The organism is Chryseobacterium sp. II3a, assembly GCF_057815135.1.
In genome coordinates this window covers 321,247-340,799 of record NZ_JBYPZJ010000005.1, presented here as the reverse complement: position 1 = coordinate 340,799, position 19,553 = coordinate 321,247, and the positions used below count along the sequence as shown (strand labels likewise).

Annotated in this window: 16 protein-coding genes; 13 read left to right on the top strand and 3 right to left on the bottom strand. The window is 35.6% G+C overall.

Annotated features, from left to right (window positions below; all coding sequences use genetic code 11):
* Positions 1 to 168: 168 nt before the first annotated feature.
* Both AC3HD6_RS14690 and AC3HD6_RS14685 read right to left on the bottom strand, forming a co-directional pair.
* Positions 169 to 873 (bottom strand): hypothetical protein, encoded by a 705-nt coding sequence (locus tag AC3HD6_RS14690; RefSeq protein ID WP_488897021.1) that lies wholly within the window; start codon positions 871 to 873, stop codon positions 169 to 171.
* Positions 874 to 882: 9 nt separating this feature from the next.
* The gene (locus AC3HD6_RS14685) at positions 883 to 1,596 is read right to left on the bottom strand and encodes a hypothetical protein (protein WP_488897020.1); all 714 of its coding nucleotides are present in this window, start codon (positions 1,594 to 1,596) and stop codon (positions 883 to 885) included.
* A gap of 94 nt (positions 1,597 to 1,690) precedes the next feature.
* Here AC3HD6_RS14685 and AC3HD6_RS14680 point away from each other — a divergent pair, with 94 nt between their 5' ends.
* From AC3HD6_RS14680 to AC3HD6_RS14645, 8 genes are all read left to right on the top strand, one after another.
* Positions 1,691 to 2,521 carry a CPBP family intramembrane glutamic endopeptidase gene (locus AC3HD6_RS14680; protein WP_488897019.1) on the top strand — a complete coding sequence of 277 codons (831 nt, stop codon included), beginning with the start codon at positions 1,691 to 1,693 and terminating at the stop codon, positions 2,519 to 2,521.
* A gap of 29 nt (positions 2,522 to 2,550) precedes the next feature.
* A complete protein-coding gene (gene rdgB, locus AC3HD6_RS14675) occupies positions 2,551 to 3,135 on the top strand; it encodes an RdgB/HAM1 family non-canonical purine NTP pyrophosphatase (RefSeq protein WP_488897018.1) in 585 nt (194 codons plus the stop codon).
* Between the two features lie 136 nt (positions 3,136 to 3,271).
* Complete coding sequence (locus AC3HD6_RS14670; protein WP_488897017.1) at positions 3,272 to 4,186, top strand: ribonuclease Z; 915 nt, start codon at positions 3,272 to 3,274, stop codon at positions 4,184 to 4,186.
* A 6-nt stretch (positions 4,187 to 4,192) separates the two neighbouring features.
* The gene (locus AC3HD6_RS14665) at positions 4,193 to 4,963 is read left to right on the top strand and encodes a TIGR02757 family protein (protein ID WP_488897016.1); all 771 of its coding nucleotides are present in this window, start codon (positions 4,193 to 4,195) and stop codon (positions 4,961 to 4,963) included.
* Between the two features lie 11 nt (positions 4,964 to 4,974).
* Positions 4,975 to 5,529, top strand: a complete 555-nt coding sequence (locus AC3HD6_RS14660; protein WP_488897015.1) for a DUF1003 domain-containing protein — start codon at positions 4,975 to 4,977, stop codon at positions 5,527 to 5,529.
* Positions 5,530 to 5,850: 321 nt separating this feature from the next.
* The gene (locus tag AC3HD6_RS14655) at positions 5,851 to 8,214 is read left to right on the top strand and encodes a choice-of-anchor L domain-containing protein (RefSeq protein ID WP_488897014.1); all 2,364 of its coding nucleotides are present in this window, start codon (positions 5,851 to 5,853) and stop codon (positions 8,212 to 8,214) included.
* Between the two features lie 168 nt (positions 8,215 to 8,382).
* Positions 8,383 to 11,967 carry a choice-of-anchor L domain-containing protein gene (locus AC3HD6_RS14650; protein ID WP_488897013.1) on the top strand — a complete coding sequence of 1,195 codons (3,585 nt, stop codon included), beginning with the start codon at positions 8,383 to 8,385 and terminating at the stop codon, positions 11,965 to 11,967.
* 275 nt (positions 11,968 to 12,242) lie between these two features.
* Entirely contained in the window at positions 12,243 to 14,600 is a 2,358-nt protein-coding gene (locus AC3HD6_RS14645; RefSeq protein WP_488897012.1) for a choice-of-anchor L domain-containing protein, read from the top strand.
* Positions 14,601 to 14,682: 82 nt separating this feature from the next.
* On the opposite strand, the gene rsmA is transcribed toward AC3HD6_RS14645, so the two are convergent.
* Complete coding sequence (rsmA, locus tag AC3HD6_RS14640) at positions 14,683 to 15,453, bottom strand: 16S rRNA (adenine(1518)-N(6)/adenine(1519)-N(6))-dimethyltransferase RsmA (protein WP_488897011.1); 771 nt, start codon at positions 15,451 to 15,453, stop codon at positions 14,683 to 14,685.
* A gap of 92 nt (positions 15,454 to 15,545) precedes the next feature.
* On the opposite strand from rsmA, the gene AC3HD6_RS14635 reads away from it, so the two are divergent.
* The 5 genes from AC3HD6_RS14635 (at position 15,546) to rluF (ending at position 19,516) form a co-directional block, all read left to right on the top strand.
* Positions 15,546 to 16,445: a cell division protein FtsX gene (locus AC3HD6_RS14635; protein ID WP_488897010.1), complete on the top strand. Its 900-nt coding sequence runs from the start codon at positions 15,546 to 15,548 to the stop codon at positions 16,443 to 16,445.
* A 2-nt stretch (positions 16,446 to 16,447) separates the two neighbouring features.
* Complete coding sequence (locus AC3HD6_RS14630) at positions 16,448 to 16,744, top strand: DUF3098 domain-containing protein (protein ID WP_068942326.1); 297 nt, start codon at positions 16,448 to 16,450, stop codon at positions 16,742 to 16,744.
* 97 nt (positions 16,745 to 16,841) lie between these two features.
* Positions 16,842 to 17,660 carry an undecaprenyl-diphosphate phosphatase gene (locus AC3HD6_RS14625; RefSeq protein ID WP_488897009.1) on the top strand — a complete coding sequence of 273 codons (819 nt, stop codon included), beginning with the start codon at positions 16,842 to 16,844 and terminating at the stop codon, positions 17,658 to 17,660.
* A gap of 406 nt (positions 17,661 to 18,066) precedes the next feature.
* Complete coding sequence (truB, locus tag AC3HD6_RS14620) at positions 18,067 to 18,765, top strand: tRNA pseudouridine(55) synthase TruB (RefSeq protein WP_488897008.1); 699 nt, start codon at positions 18,067 to 18,069, stop codon at positions 18,763 to 18,765.
* A 28-nt stretch (positions 18,766 to 18,793) separates the two neighbouring features.
* A complete protein-coding gene (rluF, locus tag AC3HD6_RS14615; RefSeq protein WP_488897007.1) occupies positions 18,794 to 19,516 on the top strand; it encodes a 23S rRNA pseudouridine(2604) synthase RluF in 723 nt (240 codons plus the stop codon).
* Positions 19,517 to 19,553: the final 37 nt, after the last annotated feature.

Genomic DNA, 19,553 nt, shown 5'->3' with positions numbered 1-19,553 from the left:
ATTTTTTGCGAGGTTTTCAAATTTAAATTGCGACAATATGGATCAGTTGTAAAGAGACTTTTGATAATTGATAAATAAAAGATGAAATCACAAACAAATTTCTCATTTGGTGATGGTTTGTTTTATTTTGTAATTAGAAGGTGTAATAGATAATTCAATATCATTTTATTAACGCAATACGAGTATTGAAACAGAATAAATTAATGCAAGAATAGCAAAAGTGACAAGAAATGCGATAAGATATTCTAATAGACGGGGATCTTTTACCGGCGGAAAGTCTGGAGTAAGACTATATTGCTCAATTGTTTGTGGGTTTATCCTCAGATCAGGCCGAAAACACTGGATTCCTCTTAAAAACTGACGGTACATTTCAAATTGATTACTCAGAATAACATACTCAAAATTGAAATCTATACGGTTCATTGCAGTTTCACCTGATGGATTTTTAAGATGTATATTCAAATATGTTTTGGGATACTTTCCACCTGTGCTGTATATATAGGTGTCATATGATCCGTTTTTAACCCGTTGCAGGTCATGATATGAAATGGTATTAATAATATTACCCAAATTACTATAAAAAGTAACCCCTCGTTTATCTATAACAGCAGTCCGAATATGTTCTTTTTTTCGATCTGTTAAAGACATAAACATAGCTACAAAACAGAACGCTAATAAAAACTGGGCAAAAATAAGAATGAAAAAAGTCCCGAGGTCATTTAGTAAATAGTCTTTAAAGTGGCTGTACATATTTTCGAAAATAACTCCGATAATGACAACAATAATGAGGACGACTACCCACATCAGCCCCATCAAAAGATAAGTGATGGGTTTATTCACTTTAGAAGTAACGGTTTGAAACTTTTCTGTCATATCAGTTTGCTATTTAGGTAATAAAAATGAGATTCCTATAATAACACCACTTATAATAAGTGCTGTCAGAATTAGAAGCCAGCCGCCTAATGAAACTCCTTTTCTATTGTTAATATGCCAGGTATTTGGGTCAATGGAAAAGCTTTTAAGAGCTATTGGATCTATTTTTAAATCTTGACGAAAAACCGAAACTCCATGCATGAAGTGGGCATATAAAGTAAATTTATTCTTTAGAACATGAAGAGGAAGATTCATATCAAGACGTCTGGTTTCTTCACCTTTTTTCTCTTGCTGTACAATGACTTCTAATAACGGAGCCATACTTGAACCTACGGGTGTTACTGTGTAGATATCAAAATTTTGTTTTGAAGGCTGAAGCTCTGTATATAGTACCTGCTGTACGATTTCATTTTTTGAATTGTAAAATAAAAGCCCGGTATTATCAACAACGATCTTTCTAGAGAGATTCTTCCTTTTTATGATATAGTAACGAATAACAGGGATCAAAATCAGCAGTGAAAGAGTCCAGCACACTAAAGCCGCCGAGAGCATGGCATCCCATCCTCTTTTATAAATCCCGTAAACAGGACCAAGAACAAAAAGACAGAAAAAGAACAAAAGGATTCCAAAAAATGCTATCTGCAGAATGGAAGTAGCCCACCAGTTGATCTTAGATTCAACGCTGGGGAAAGGAATTTCTGTATTTGTTTTGGTAATATTCATGGCAATGGGGCTAAATTAAGTATTTTCTTTTTTAGTTGCCTGTGGCATTCAAAAAAATTATCTTTGTTTCCATAAACTTTTACAGAGAAAAAGAATGGAAAATAGCAGGTATCCGAAGTTTACTTTCACATGGCTGGGCGCTGTTACTTTAGTGGTTGGATTGTTTGTGGGAACGATGGCTGTGTCTTTATTCAGTACCTTTTGGAAAGTAGTTTTCAAGGAGAATCTGGAATTAAAAGATTGGTTTCTGATGGTTGCCAATTCTGTAGGATTTGTTACAGCTATTGCCTTCTTTGATTTCTTTATTGTAAGACGAACGACTCAAAGGAAACTGAGTTTTAATCTTTCCTCTGTTAACTTATCTACTTATCTCCTTATTTTCCCTATGATGGCTGGGATGATGTTTATTTCAGAGTTTACCACCACATTGATCCCTACATCAGGACCCTTTTTCGGAGATTTCTATGAATATTTTACTCAGCTTATGAGCCAGTTAACCGATAATCCTGTAGTGATGATTATTATGACAGTGATTATGGCTCCTATTTTTGAAGAAATTATTTTCAGAGGAATTATTCAGAAAGGATTAATTAATAAAGGAGTAACACCTTGGAAAGCCATCTTATATGCGTCCATTATTTTTGGGGTTGTTCATGGGAATCCGTGGCAGTTTATCAGTGCAGTAATGCTGGGATGTGTTTTAGGATTAGTATATCATAAAACCAAGTCTTTATTGATGCCCATATTGTTACATGCATTTAATAACCTAACGCTGTCCTTATTGGTGCTGTATGCTAAAGAGGAAAGTTTTGCAAAAGTTTTTCATGTTTCAGAATGGCTGATTTTGGTGGTAGGGATTGTACTTTTTTCTTTGTTCTACTATCTTTTTATGAAGAAATATAAAGTACATTATGCTGAAATGTAATCAACAGCAGTTAAAAAGTAAAATTGAAAATGAATATAGAAATGGAATTATTGGTAGCTACGCACAACGAGCATAAAAAAGAAGAGATTCAGCAGATTTTAGGAAATGACTGTATCGTTAAAAGTCTTACAGATTATAATATTCACGAAGAAATTATAGAAGATGGAGATTCTTTTCACGCCAATGCTTTGATCAAAGCTAAATACTGCTTTGAGAAAACTGGAGTTCCAAGTTTGGGAGATGACAGCGGACTTGTGGTAGAGTCTTTAGACGGAAGACCTGGGATATTTTCTGCCCGTTATGCCGGAGATCATGATTTTGCTAAAAATATTGAAAAAGTATTGGAAGAAATGCAGGGAATAGAAAACAGAAAAGCTTATTTTGTTACGGTTTTATGTTATTATGATGAAAATGGAGCCCAGTATTTTGAAGGAAGAGTTCACGGAAATCTATTGACAGAAAATAAAGGTTATAAAGGATTCGGATATGATCCGATCTTCGTTCCTGAAGGATATGACAGAACTTTTGCAGAAATGGAGCCGGCAGATAAAAATAAGATCAGCCACCGTAAGCAGGCACTGGATCTGTTCATGGGCTTTTTAAAAGTGAAGTAAGCCATACTGTAGATACGTATAAAACCATTTCTCTCTTATGAAGAAGTGGTTTTTTTATGCTTTTCGTGCTTAAATTTAGAAGCAAAATATACGTTTTAAAATTTCTGTCGTACATTTGTTACAATAAATAATTGATTTGAGTACTTATTTAACAATATTAGGTTTTAATTCAGCGATCCCTACTATCAATACCTCACCCACAGCCCAGCTGCTGGAAATGGAAGAAAGGCACTTCCTGATCGATTGTGGAGAAGGAACGCAGGTGCAGCTCAGAAAGGCAAAAGCCAGATTTTCAAAAATCAACCATATTTTTATTTCTCATCTTCATGGAGACCATTGTTTTGGGCTTCCGGGGCTTATTGCTTCTTTTCGTCTTTTGGGAAGAGAAAACCCATTGCATGTCTATGGTCCGAAAGGAATCAAAAAGATGCTGGAAACTATTTTTCAGATTACAGAAACACATCGTGGTTTTGAGGTGGTGTATCATGAATTGGATAAAGATTATTCCGAAAAAATCTATGAAGACAATAGGGTAGAGGTCTATACAATTCCTCTGGATCACAGAATTTACTGTAATGGTTATCTTTTTAAAGAAAAACCAAAAGACAGGCATTTGAATATGAAGGAAATTGCAAAGTACAGTGAAATTGAAAGTTGTGATTATCACAACATAAAAGCAGGAAAAGATTTCGTACTAAGCGATGGTTATGTTCTAAAAAACGAAGTGTTGACTGTTGATCCGGCTCCATCAGTGTCGTATGCATTCTGTAGTGATACACGCTACCTTGAAAGCGTAATTCCGATCATTAAGAATGTAACGGTTTTATATCATGAATCCACTTTCCTGCATGATCTTAAGGAAATGGCCGATTATACCGGACATACTACTGCGTTAGAGGCTGCAACCATTGCACAAAAAGCACAGGTTGGGAAATTGATTTTAGGACATTTCTCTAACCGATATGCAGATTTAACTGTATTTACCGATGAAGCCAGAAACATTTTCCCCAATTCTTTCCTTCCAAAAGCTCTGGAAAGTGTAAAAATTTAAAAAAATATGTTGAAGTTTGAAGAGCTTAGAAGCTTTCTGGATGAAAAGGCAGATCAGTATAATGCTCCTGATTTTATAGAAAATGACCCGATACAGATTCCGCATCGTTTCTCATTAAAACAAGATATTGAAATTGCGGGATTCCTGGCGGCAACTATTTCCTGGGGGAACAGAAAATCAATCATTAATTCTGCTAATAAAATGCTGGATATTATGGGAAATTCTCCCTATGATTTTGTGATGAATTATTCCGAAAAAGATTTAAAAGATATTCAGGATAAAAGTATTCACAGAACATTTAATGGAGAAGATTTTTCTTATTTTATTAAGCAGTTCAACAGAGTTTATAAAGAAAATGAAAGCCTGGAAGCCTTGTTTAAGGTAAAAAAAACTGAAACCAATTTTCAGCATGCAATAGAACGTTTCAGAAGCGGTTTTCTCGAAACGGAAAAACATAGAACTCATAAACATATCAGTTCACCTTATAAGAATTCTTCAGCCAAAAGAATTATTATGTTTCTGAGATGGATGGTACGTAAAGATAAACGCGGAGTAGACTTTGGAATCTGGAAAGATATTGATCAGAAATACCTGTCTATCCCTTTAGATGTGCATACCGGAAATATTTCAAGAAAATTAGGATTACTGGAAAGAACACAGAATGACTGGAAAACAGTGGAAGAATTGGATATAGCCATCAGAAAATTTGATGCTAAAGATCCTGCAAAATATGACTTTGCCCTGTTTGGATTAGGGGTAACGAAAGAACTGTTGTAAAAAAATAAAGGATGAAAAAATATAATGAAAAAACAGAAGTTCTTGAGAGAATAGCAGACAGTATTACCTCATGGATAGGATCTATTCAGTCTCTGATTGTGCATACTCTGTTGTTTGTTACTTCGTTTTTGCTTCCCATGCTGAATATCGTTGACTTTGATAAAATGCTTCTGATTCTGACTACGGTCCTTTCGCTGGAAGCTATTTATCTGGCTATATTCATTCAGATGTCTGTGAATAAAAGTCACGAAAAAATTGAAGATATTCAGGAAGACATTGAAGAGATCAGTGAAGATATCGAAGACATTCAGGAAGATATTGAAGAAATCAGTGAAGACATTGAAGAGATTAGCGAGGATATTGAGGAAATTAATGAAGATATCGAAGATATCCAGGAAGATATTGAGGAAATCAATGAAGACGAAGATGATGAAGATCACAATGAAAAGGCCAAAAATGTCATACTCAAAAGCAATGTAAGTTCAAATAAAAATGAAATTAAAGCATTGAAAGACATTATTGCTCAGTTAAAAGACGAGATTGATCAATTAAAAAAAGAAGAGTAAATAATCTTTGAAGAAAAGTAAATAAATATATACAATTTGAAATTGATTGTAATCAATCGGAGATGATCTCCTTTCGGTTATTGAATGGTATTTCGGCATAGCCAATGACAGCAATGTAAAGTAGTATATAGTTCCAGATATTATAAAGACAGGTCAATATGTATTGATCTGTTTTTTTATGCTCGAATTTCTGATTATTTACAATTAGTTTAAAAATAAAATGTATTTATTATTGATTTTTATGAAAAAGAGAAGAATAAGTGTCTGGAATGCTGATTTGATATCGTTATTTTTGCTACATTTGAACAAAATCAAATAAAAATGTTGTATTATAGATTTAAACACTACTTTTTTCTTTTAACGTTTTTACTGACTTCTACTTCTGCATTCTCACAGGTGAGTCCTGATAGAAAGCAGACGAAAATAAAACCTACTGGAGCAAGTGCAAAGGCAGGGAACTTTATAGATGTAAATGTTCCACCTTATCCGGCTACAGGTTTTTTTCCAGAACAGTTGGTAAAAGACATCCTGATTAATGGGGGAAGTACCTGTACAACGGCAAATATTTCCAATGTTACAGTATCTCCTAACCATACAATATTTGACACCAATAGATTTTGGGGGTATTTTAACAGAGGAACAGCCAATTTTCCTTTTAAGGATGGGATTGTACTCACTACCGGCTATGCAAAAGATGCAGGGAATGCTTTTAATAGTGATATGAGTAAAGAGCCGGCTGGTGCAGGGAGTGATCCTGATCTTGTGGCGGCTACTAATGCTACTGTAGAATTGAAAGATGCAGTTGCACTTGAATTTGATTTCGTTCCTAATTCTACTCAGGTAAGATTTAATTATATATTTGCTTCTGAAGAATATTCTGGTGGATATCCATGTACAGGTTTCTCAGATGCTTTTGCACTCTTACTGAAAAAAGTAGGTGATCCTACCTATACGAACTTAGCAGTATTACCTGGGAATGCTGGTCCTGTGAGTGCTACAAATATTGTTCCTAGTGGATCTGGATTTTCTTGTGGACCTATTAATGAAGCATATTTTGGCGGGATTAATGTGCCGCATCTGGGAATTAATTATGCAGGGAGAACTATCCCTTTGACAGCTATTGCGACAGTAATTCCTGGAGAAACTTATCATTTCAAAATGGTTATTGCAGATGCTAAAGATCATAGCTTAGATTCTGCTGTTTTCCTGGAGGGCGGGTCATTTGATATTGGAGTTAAAATTGTAGATGAAACCGGGGCAAACCTGCCATCTACTATTAATATGTGTGATAATGCTCCTAAGACATTAAAAGCACAGCTGGAGCTGGTTCCGGGGATGACCTTTCAGTGGTACAAAGATGGTGTTGTAATTCCAGGAGCAACTAATGTCGCTTATGTTGCCACTGAGCCGGGAGTGTATTCCATAAAAGTAATGGTGCCGGGAAGCCAGTGTCCGGGAGAAGCTAAAATTACCGTTATAGGAGGAACAAGTCCTACGGTACAGGATGCTGTCCTTAAGCTTTGTACAACACCTACGGTGACTACTTTTAATTTAGATGCTGCAAAACCTATGATTACGACTACACCAGGTGCTGTAGTTAGTTTTTATACCAAGCTGTCAGATGCACAGGCTCAAAATAATAATAATATTAAAAATACTACCAGTTATACCGGAAATGATGGTGATGTTTTACATGTTCTTGTTACTAACGGAGGATTCTGCAGCAGGATCGCTACTTTGACTTTGAATAAGGAAGCAACACCTACTGCTGGTCTTAATGTAGCAAAACTGAAAATATGTTTGGGAGAGTCTGTATTGATGACTGCGACTGGTGGAGTAACATATCAATGGAAAGATACAGCTTCTGTGACAGATGGAACAAGAACTGTAACTCCAACCAAAACAACAACCTATTCTGTATATGCTATTGGTACACAAGGATGTAAGTCTCTAGTTCCGGCAGAAGTTACTGTAGAGGTAGTACCTGCTATTGTTTCTACATTGAAAGGAGGTCATATTTGTGAAGGAGATAGAATCACTTTAGATGCAGGTTCTGGTCCTTCATATACTTACGAATGGAGTACTGGTGAGACTACACAGACTATTTCAGTTAATAAACCGGGAGAATATACAGTAACTATCAATAATGGAGTGTGTTCTAAAGAATTTAAAACACAGGTTATTAAGGCTGTTGTTCCTGAGATTATCAAGGTTGATTATAATGATAGAGGAACTATGATTCTTACAGCAAGCAATCCTAGTAATGGAGTGCTGGAATATTCTGTAGATAATGGGCTTACATGGCAGGCTTCCAATACATTTACAAACGTGCCTAAAAACGAAATAATTTCTATTCGTGTAAGAGTGAAGAAAACAAGTTGTGTAGGATTCCTTGAATACTTTACTTTTGTAATGAAAAATGTAATTACTCCAAATGGTGATAATATCAATGATATTATTGATTTCAGAGGAATTGTAGGATATAAAGGCTTTAGTGGAAGTATCTATGACCGTTACGGAAAAGAAGTCTTCAAAGCTGAGAGATTTAGACCTTATTGGGATGGTTACTTCCAGGGTAAACGATTACCATCTTCATCATATTGGTATCAGGTTACTTTTGAAGATCCTGCGAGCAAATTGCCAACAGTGAAAACAGGTTGGATCCTTCTTAAGAATATAGAATAATTAAAATCATAATTGAAAGACTGGCTGTTTTGTCAGTCTTTTTTTATGATATTAAAATAAATAAAGTTGATATTCTACGATTAATAAGTTTGAATTAGTAATAATGTAAATAATGTTAAATTGAATTTCAATCAAAAAAAATAGTATTTTTGTTTAAAATAATATAAAATGTTAAATAGGAGGAAAGGAAGTTTATTTTTAGTGTTATTTTTTGTTTTTATAGGAAGCTTTATTTTTGCCCAGAATAGAGTGGTGAAAAAAAGCATGCCCTCAAAAAATACCGGTGCAGCGGCAAAAGCTGGTGCTTTTATAAATATAAATACTTCTAATTATCCTGAGTCTTCTTACAGTATTACTCAGTTGGTGAAAGATGTTCTTATATCAGGCGGAGGATGTGCCAGTAATAACGTAAGCAATGTCGTGGTATATCCGAATTTACCACCAACCAATCAGAACCGTAGCTGGGGATACTTTAACAAGGGAACGACAAACTTTCCATTCAGTAAAGGAGTAATTCTTTCTACCGGATTTGCTAAAAATGCTGGAAATTCTTTTATAGCCGATCTCAATGATGATTTGGGAACAGGAGGAGACAATGATCTGGCTGCTGCTTTGAATATACCTAATGACAAGCTGGCTAATGCAACTTATATAGAATTCGATTTTGTGGCAGTTTCTTCTGAAATAACTTTCAACTATTTATTTGCTTCGAAAGAATATCAGGATAATTTTCCGTGTAATATCACAGACGGTTTTGCTTTGTTATTAAAGAAAGCTGGGGATCCTACTTATACCAATATGGCGGTGCTTCCAGGAGGAGCAGGACCAGTAAGTGTAACGAATATCCGTCCAGCATATCCTAATTGTGGGCCTAAAAACGAGATTTATTATGGCGGAACAAATACAGCTCAGATCGAAACCAATTTTAATGGCCGTACCATTCCTTTAACAGCAAAAGCAACGGTAATTCCTGGGCAGACTTATCATTTTAAAATGGTGCTGGCTGATTTTCAGGATCCTAATTATGATTCAGCTGTATTCTTAGATGCTGGGTCATTTGATTTAGGAGTAAGCATTCTTGGGCCTGGTGGAGTGAAGCTGCCAAACTCCGTGAATATGTGTGATAATACACCTCAGACTTTTACAGCTTCTGTTCAGGTTCCTAATGTAACCTATCAGTGGTTTTTAAATAATAACCCTATATCAGGGGCAACTAATGCCAGTTATACGGCAACACAACCAGGTGTGTATACTGTTAAAGTGTATATACAAGGAAGTTCGTGCCCCGGAGAAGCAACAATCACCGTAGTAGGAGGAACTTCACCTACTGTGCAGAATGCTACATTAACAGCTTGTTATGTTGCTGGAAATGCTACATTTAATTTACCTGTCGCACAGCCTGCAATAAGTACAACAGCAGGAGCCGCTTTTGCTTATTATACCACTTTAGCAGATGCAAATGCTGGAAATGCCAATACAATTCCTAATCCGGCTGCTTATCAAAGTGCAGGAGGAACAGTATATGTGAGAGTGAGTAATGGTTTCTGTGCTAAAGTGGCTGAGCTGACACTAGTGAAAGCTCCACAAATGACTGCATCTATTGTACCTCCTTCGGTATTGACATGTGCTAACTCTCAAATTACACTAGATGCTTCTGCTTCAGTGTATCTAACAGGAGCCACATTTAATTGGACTACCACCGGAGGAAATATTGTTTCAGGAGGAACGACTCTAAATCCTGTAATCAATGCACCCGGAACATATACATTAACGATATCACAAGTATATCAGCCTGGAAATATTAGTTGTACAACAGCGGCAACAGTAACGGTTACAGGAAATAGTGCACCCCCTAACCCATCTCTTACAGCTCCTAAATTAAAAATTTGTAAAGGAGAAGCAATAGTATTGACCGCTTCAGGAGGAGCGACTTACAATTGGGGAGGAGGACTTCCAGGAAACGGAAATACTCAAACAGTTTCCCCTACAGTGACTACTACCTATTCTGTTACTGCTATTGGTGCTAACGGATGTGCTTCTGCTACACCAGCTACAATCACTATTGAGGTATCAGAGCCATTTACAGCTAAAGATGCCATTCTTCATAAATGTTATCAACCAGGATTAACCTATAATCTTAAAGAATCAGAAGGACAGATTACTACAGCTGCGGGAGTTACATTTACCTATTACGTAAATCAGGCTGATGCTAATGCTGGTAATGCTAGCTTTATTGCAACTCCTACTTCCTATACCCCTATTTCAGCCAATCAGATAGTTTATGTAAGAGTAAGCAATGGAGGATGTACTTATGTTGTATCTCTGCAATTGTTGAGAACAGCAGAAATAACTTTAACCATTGCTGCACCACAGACGATTACCTGTACAACTCCTCAGATTACACTTAATGCATCGGCATCGGTAATCCCGGCAGGTTCTACTATTGTATGGACCACAGTAGGTGGAACTATTGTTTCAGGAGGTAATACTCTTACCCCTGTAGTGAGTGCAGGGGGGACATATACATTAACTGTTACCAATGTGTTTCAGCCTGGAAATCTGCAGTGTTCATATCCTGCAACGGTAACGGTAGTTCAGGATACAGTAAAACCAGTAGCAGGACTTGTGTCATCCGAACCTCGTATCTGTGAAGGAGAATCAGTGACTCTGACGGCTTCTGGCGGGGTTACGTATGTTTGGGGGAATGGGCTTACAGGAACTGGAAATACCCAGACGGTATCTCCAACAAGTACTACCGTGTATACCGTAACAGCTATAGGAGCAAATGGATGTGCTTCTGCTACACCAGCAACTGTTACTGTGTTAGTAGGGCCTCCAATAGCAGGCGTTTCGGCAGATAAAGTGAAAATATGTGCTGGGGAGTCTGTTACTCTTACTGCGACGGGGGGAGTTACTTATAATTGGGTAGGTCTTACCGGAAACGGGGACACACAGGTAGTGACCCCTACGGTTAGTACAGAATATTCTGTATTTGCATTGGGTGGCAACGGATGCAGCTCTCTTGCTCCGGCTAAGATAAAAATTGAAGTAGTCCCTGCTATTGTTTCTACATTGGAAAATGTATATGTATGTGCAGGTGATGATGGAATACTCGATGCAGGAGCAGGACCTAATTATACCTATTTATGGAGTACTGGAGCTACTACACAGACCATTACTACAAAAATTACAGGAACTTATTCTGTAACCATTAGTAATGGAGTGTGTTCTAAAGTATTTACTGCACAGCTTATTAATCCTGATCTTCCTGAAATTACCAATGTTGTATATAATAAAGATATTTTGACACTTACGGCAAGTAATCCGACAGGAGGCGCCTTAGAATATTCTATCAATAATGGAGTAACCTGGCAGGAATCTAATGTATTCAATGGGGTTATGGAGAACACAATGTATCATTTAATGGTCAGAGTAAAAAATGCTAAATGTGGAACCTCAATAGATTATTTCACGTTTGTACTTAGTAATGCTATTACTCCTAATATGGATGGGATAAATGATACAATAGACTTTAGCGGAATCAGCGGATATAAAGATTTTGCGGCTTCTATTTTTGATAGATATGGAGCGGAAGTCTTTAAAGCATCAAAAGGAGATGTTATATGGCGCGGGTCTTTAAAAGGAATTAATTTACCTACAGGGACGTATTGGTATAGAGTTCAGTGGGAAAATCCGGCAAACAAGAAATTGGAACAACGTTCAGGCTGGATTCTGTTGAAAAATAGAAACTAAAATTATTTTAAATATAAAGTAAACAACAAAACTCTTCAGAAATGAAGAGTTTTGTTGTTTATAATCTTTTATGTTGTGGGTGTTTTTGAAATATTATTAAGGAGTAGAGAATTTTATAAATTGTATTTTGAATTTGTATTATCATTTTATTAAAAACATTTTAATTACTGGTAAATGCGTATTGTTGGTTAAAATGTTATAGTTTTTTTATAAAAAATATAAATATGTGTATTGTATATTTAAAAAAAAATTAAATTTGTTGAAACAAAAATATTATGATAAGATACCTACCGATTTGTTTATTATTTTTATTTATCTCGAATTTTTCGTTTTCTCAAAATCACCAACCCAGACCTATCATAAAAAGCCAGGCAAGTGCCCAGTCTAAAAAAGCAGGAGCCTTTATTGATGTGAATGCTCCCGGGTATCCGGAATCCAATTTTACGATTGAAAAATTGGTGAAAGATGTTTTAATTTCATCAGGAACCAATACTTGCGTTACTCCTAACGTAACCAACGTAAAAATTACTCCAAATCATGCTGTAGGAGAAGCTGACAGAGCTTGGGGTTATTTTCATAAGGCAACAACTAATTTTCCGTTTAAAGATGGAATTGTACTTTCTACAGGGTATGCAAGAAAAGCCGGGAATAGTTTTGAAGCCAGTAATAGTGATGTCAATGGAGGAGGAACAGATTCTGATCTGGCACAAGTTATTGGAGTACCAGCAGATGATTTAAATGATGCAGTACTTTTGGAGTTTGACTTTGTACCTACCACTTCTCAAATCAAATTTAATTATTTAATTGCATCTGAGGAATATACAGGGACTTATCCTTGTAAATATGCAGATGCGTTTATTATATTATTGAAACCTACAGCAGGTGGCCCTTATACGAATATGGCCGTATTGCCTGGAGGAGCCGGACCAGTAAGTATCACTAATATTCACCCGGCAATCGGAACCACTTGCGGAGCGGTTAACGAACAGTATTTCGGAGGGTATAATAATCCTAGTGTTGTAACCAATTTTAATGGAAGAACAGTACCGCTTACGGCAGTTGCTGATGTAGTAGCTGGACAGGAGTACCATTTTAAAATGGTGATTGCAGATTATCTTGACCATGGTTTCGATTCTGCAGTATTTTTGGAGGGAGGATCTTTCAATATAGGAGTAGATCTTTTAGGTCCTGGTGGAACCAAATTGCCTAGTGATATTAACGTCTGTGATAACGTACCTCAGGTACTTACCGCCTCTGTAAATGATCCAAACTTATTATACCAATGGTATTATAACGGAACTTTGATTCCTAATGCGACCACCAATGTAGTGACTGCTACACAGCCTGGGACCTATACCATCGAAGTAAGTGTTCCTGGAAACCCATGTCCAGGTAAAGCTTCTATAGAAATTCATGGTGGATTCACTCCTGAAGCACACGATGCCACATTGTTGCTTTGTAGTACACCGGATATTACCACTTTTGATTTAAGTACAATTAAGCCTACTATTAGTACAACTCCGGGAGCTGTATTTAAATTTTATGAAAATCAGGCTGATGCTTTAGCGGAAAATAATAATTATATCCAAAATATTCTGAACTATGATGGGACTGATGGGCAGATTCTACATGTAGTTGTTTCAAATGGAGGGTTCTGTAGAAAAATAGTTGAATTAAAATTATTTAAAGAAGAGACACCTGTTGCTAAACTTAAAACATCAGCGATACAAATATGTCCGGGAGAAAGTGTAACGCTTACGGCTGAGGGAGGAGATACCTATCTATGGAGCAATTTCCCGGGGACTGGCAATATGCAAACCGTTACCCTGCATCAAACCACTGTATTTACGGTATATGCAATAGGAGCAAAAGGATGTAAATCTCTTAATCCTGCAACCATAAGAATTGAAGTGGTTCCTGAAATTAAAAGCCCACTGGCAGACGTTGAAATGTGTGATGGAGACCGTGTAACCCTGGATGCCGGAGCCGGACCTAAATATAAATACAAATGGAGTACAGGAGCAACCACTCAAAAAATAGAGGTGGAGAAATGGGGAATCTATACTGTTGAAATTGATAATGGATTCTGTAAACAAATCTTCTCGGCTAAAGTATTGGGAGCAGCCATTCCTTATGTAACCGGAGTAGATTATCAAACATCTAAAAAAACTTTGACAATTACTGCCGTAAACCCTCCGATGAATAATACTCCAAGCAGTCTTGAATATTCTATTGATGAAGGGATTACATGGCAGGATTCTAATGTGTTTTCAGGGCTTTTAGATAATACGAACTATACCATTTTGGTAAGAAGAGTAGGAACTCATTGTATAGGAACTTTTGACTTCTTTACATTACAGATCAGTAATTTTATTACGCCTAATAATGATGGAATCAATGATGTTTTGGATCTGAAGTCTTTGGGACAATTTAAAAACTTTACAGGTTCTGTCTATGACAGATATGGAGTAGAGATGTTCAGGTTTACTAAAGAAACTCCAACTTGGGATGGTACATTGGTTGGTAAGAGATTACCTTCTGCAACCTATTGGTATAAGTTTACTTACGAATATCCGAAATCTAAAACTCAAATGAGCTGGTCCGGTTGGATCATGTTGAAAAACAGAGAATAATAAAGAAAGCCTTTCATCTGAAAGGCTTTCTTTTTTTGAATACTATCAAAACTCTTTTGATAAATAGCTTTTGTTATATATCTTATTGGTTTTCTTTCCAAAGATTGGCGAAGTGGATGAAATCAGATACGCTGAGCTCTTCCGCTCTTTTATCTAAAAACTCATGACCTTTTAAAGCTTCAGGAATATTTAAAGTTTTCAAAGCATTGGACAGCTTTTTTCTTCTTTGGTTGAAACCGGTCTTTACAATCTGTTTAAAAAGAACCTCATTACCGGCTAAACCTTCTTTAGGGTTTCTTGTAAGACGGATAACCCCTGATTTTACTTTTGGTGGTGGGTTGAAGACATTCTCATGTACCGTAAACATATAGGATACATCATAATAAGCCTGAATAAGAACAGACAGAATTCCATAATCTTTAGTTCTTGGAACTGCAGCAGTCCTTTCAGCTACTTCTTTCTGGAACATACCTACCATTTCAGGAATCATCTCATAATGATCAACGATCTGAAATAATATCTGAGATGAAATATTATACGGGAAGTTTCCAATAATGGCAATCTGCTCATCTTTGATAAAATTAAAGTCCTGTTTCAGGAAATCTCCTACAAAAGTATTTTCCGTAACCTTAGAATAGTTGTTTTTCAGATATTCTATAGATTCCGTATCAATTTCGGCAAGATAAATATTCTGATCTTTTTCAAGAAGATATTTGGTCAGAACTCCCATTCCAGGACCTACTTCCATGATGTTATTATAGTTCTCAAAACTAAGACCTTCTACAATTTTTCTTGCGATGTTTTCATCTGTCAAAAAGTGTTGACCAAGATGCTTTTTTGCTTTTACACTCAATGTTTTTTATGATTTTATTAACAGTGATTTTCTCTTTTTCGTTCCCAAATTTCGGAAGATTTTTTCTATTTTAGCCAAAAATTTTAATATTAATGGCTAAATCTGTAGATGAGTTTAATAAGAAAAGGCTTCGGTCCAGCAATATTACAGTAGTGATAAGTATTGCCTTAGTGTTATTTTTGTTAGGATTAATGGGGCTTATTTTAATTAATGCCCAAAAGTATTCTGACTATATCAAAGAGCAGTTGGTGGTGAACGCCTACTTTGATGAAAACTATGACGCTAAAGATTCTGTAAAAATTGCAAAACTAGAGGAAGAAACTTTTAAAAAGGTACAGACGTTAGCTCCTGTAAAAAAAGCAACCTATATTTCAAGAAGCATGGCTGCCAAGGAAGCTAAGAAGAGTATGGGGATTGATAGTGATGCATTGTTTGAAGAAAATATCTTCCCGTCATCTATTGAAATTGCTTTAAAACCTGAATATGTAGATCCTGCGAAAATTGATGAAGCAATCAAAGTCATAAAATCAGTTCCGGGCATCATTGATGTGAAGAATGACAGTACTTTGATGGTAGATGTTTATAATAACCTAAGCAGAATTCTAAAATGGATTTTTGGATTTTCATTGTTGTTCTTAGTATTGGCTGTAGTGTTAATCAACAACTCCATCCGTCTGAAAATTTTCTCCAAAAGATTTATTATCAAAACAATGCAGCTGGTAGGGGCAAAAAGAAGATTTATTCTTAAACCTTTTATCATTGAAGCTGTTGTTTTAGGGGCTATTGGTTCTGTTATTGGTCTTCTTGCTTTAGGAGGAGTGTGGTATTATTTCACAAGCCAGATCGGATCAGCTTTTGTACAGGATAATAATCAGTATTTCTGGTTGGTAATTTTAGTATTGGGAGTAGGAATATTTATTTCCGTATTAAGTACTATTTTTGCAACATGGAGATTCTTAAAATCAAACGTTGACGACTTATATTACTCTTAACAATGAGCAAAAAAACAAATAAATTTTCTGCTTCAGACTTCGGAAGTGAAGCAGAAGTACCACAAGAAAACGCATTCTATTTCGGAAAGCAAAACTTTAAATGGATGCTGATCGGGCTGGCATTTATTGTGGTTGGATTTCTTTTGATGATGGGACCTGATGCCAATACAGTAGATGGTAAGTTTGATCCCAACTCATGGAATGACGATATCTTTTCCATCAGAAGGATCAGAATTGCTCCGTTATTTGTTGTGATTGGCTTTGTCATAGAAGTCTACGCTATTTTAAAAAGAAAATAAATAAAAATTTATATTTAGAGATTAAGAGATTAAGGCATTTAAAGTCCCGTACTTTAAATATCTCAATCTCTTAATCTTTTAATTTTTGTAAAAGAATATGGATTTAATTAAAGCAATTATTATTGCCATTGTAGAGGGATTAACGGAGTATCTTCCTATTTCATCTACCGCACACATGGGATTCACTGCCAATCTATTGGGAATGCCAGATGATGAATTTTTAAAAATGTTTCAGGTTTCCATTCAGTTTGGAGCAATCTTATCGGTTGTAGTAGCTTACTGGAAGAAATTTTTTGATCTGAATAATATTCAGTTTTATTTTAAACTTGCTTTTGCAGTAGTTCCTGCACTGGTATTGGGGTATTTATTCGATGATAAAATTGAAGCTGTTCTGGGAAACCAGATTGCTATTTCCTCAGTATTGGTATTAGGCGGAGTGGTTTTATTATTTGCCGATAAATGGTTTAAAAACCCTACGATTGACGATGAAAAGGGAATTACGATAAAAAAAGCTGTAACTATTGGGTTCTGGCAGTGTCTGGCAATGATGCCGGGGACCAGCCGTAGTGCTGCTTCCATTATTGGAGGGATGGCACAGGGACTTACAAGAAAAGCGGCTGCCGAATTTTCTTTCTTCCTTGCAGTACCTACAATGCTGGCAGTAACAGTGTATTCTGTTTTTGTAAAAACATGGGGTAAGGAAACTCCAAATCCTCAGAAAGGATATGAAATGATTATGGCTTCACAGGATCACATTATGATCTTTGTGATTGGGAATGTAGTGGCATTTATTGTGGCACTTATCGCGATCAAAGCATTCATTGGAGTACTTAATAAATATGGTTTCAAACCTTGGGGATGGTACCGTATTTTTGTTGGAATTGCCTTATTAATCTATTTTTATTTCTTTAAATAGTGAAAGATAAATTATTTAAAAATAAGTTTGTTGATACACTTTGTTTGATGTTTTTTATCATTGGTGGCTTCATATTTATTCCTTTAAATATTCATCCTTTTGCTTATAATATTGGTTTGGAACATGATATTTTTGTAATAAGTATTCTCATTTTTGCAATTATAATTCTCATTTTCTTAATTAATAAAAAAAGAATAACAATACGACTAATAAATTTTTATCTCATACTAGTTTTATTAATAAATATTAAATCTTTTATAGCTTTATTTTTTAATAAGTATTATGATTACTCTCATTATTATTATAAAGCTGTAATAACTATATTTTTAATAATTCTTCTTTATATCGTAAATAAATATAAAGTAAGTTTAAAACAAGTGGGAGAAATAAACAATATCGGAAAAGAATGACGGCAGAAGAACTGAAATCAGGATACATATTTTTATTGGACAAACCTTTGGACTGGACTTCCTTCCAGGCGGTCAATAAAATGAAATATAAGTTGAAAAGGGAGTTTGATCTTCCTAAAAAATTTAAAATCGGACATGCAGGAACCCTGGATCCAAGAGCAACAGGGCTTCTGATTGTATGTTGCGGAAAATTTACCAAGAAAATCCCTGAAATTCAGGATGCACCAAAAGAATATTGGACAGAAATCAAAATAGGAGTTCAGACAGAATCCTATGATACTGAAAAACCGGAAATTCTTCAGCAGGATATCTCGCATATCACAGAGGAGCAGGTAAAAGAAGCCTTGGAGAAATTCGTTGGAGAAATTGAACAGAAACCACCTGTTTACTCTGCTATAAAAATTGATGGTGAAAGAGCCTACAATCTGGCCAGAGCAGGAGAGGAAGTAGAAATGAAATCAAGAAAAACTACGATTCATTATCTCAATGATATCAAAATAGATTTTCCTTTGGTAAGTTTCACCGTTGGATGTTCAAAAGGAACCTACATCAGAAGCCTTGCTCATGATATAGGACAGGAATTGGGAGTAGGAGCTTATTTGACTCAATTGAGAAGAACAAAGATTGGAGATTATAAAATCGAGGATGCTACAGATCAGTTTTTAAATAATGATTTTAGATTTCAAGGTGAATGAAAAATCATACCAACTATGGTAGAAACAAATGGAAAAGACACGTATTAATAAATATTTATCGGAAGTAGGTTACTGTTCAAGAAGAGCAGCAGATAAGCTGTTAGAAGAAGGAAGAATTAAGATTAACGGTAAAATTCCTGAATTGGGAACCAAAGTTTCTGATGAAGACTTGGTAGAAGTAGATGGGAAACCTATCAGAGAACCACAGGAAAAACCAGTTTATATTGCTTTCAATAAGCCTGTAGGAATTGTATGTACTACAGATACCAAACGTGAAAAGAACAATATTGTAGACTATATCAATCATCCCAAAAGAATTTTTCCCATTGGAAGACTTGATAAACCTAGTGAAGGGCTTATTCTTTTAACCAGTGATGGTGATATTGTCAATAAAATTCTTCGCGCAAGAAATAACCACGAAAAAGAGTACCTGGTCCGCGTAGACAAGCCGCTCACTCCAAGATTTCTTGAAAAAATGAGAAACGGAGTTCCTATTTTGGATACCGTTACTAAAAAATGTGAAGTAGAGAAAATTGATGAAATGAATTTCAGAATTATTCTTACTCAGGGACTTAACAGACAGATCCGCAGAATGTGCGAATATCTGGGCTACGAAGTAAAAAAGTTGAAAAGAATTCGTATCATGAATATCAAACTTGATCTTCCAATCGGAAAATGGAGGGATCTTACTGAAGATGAGCTTAATGCATTAAATGATCTGCTAGCAGATTCAAGCAAAACAATCGATTAAATACTATTTTTATAATACACTAAAAAGGCAAGTAGAG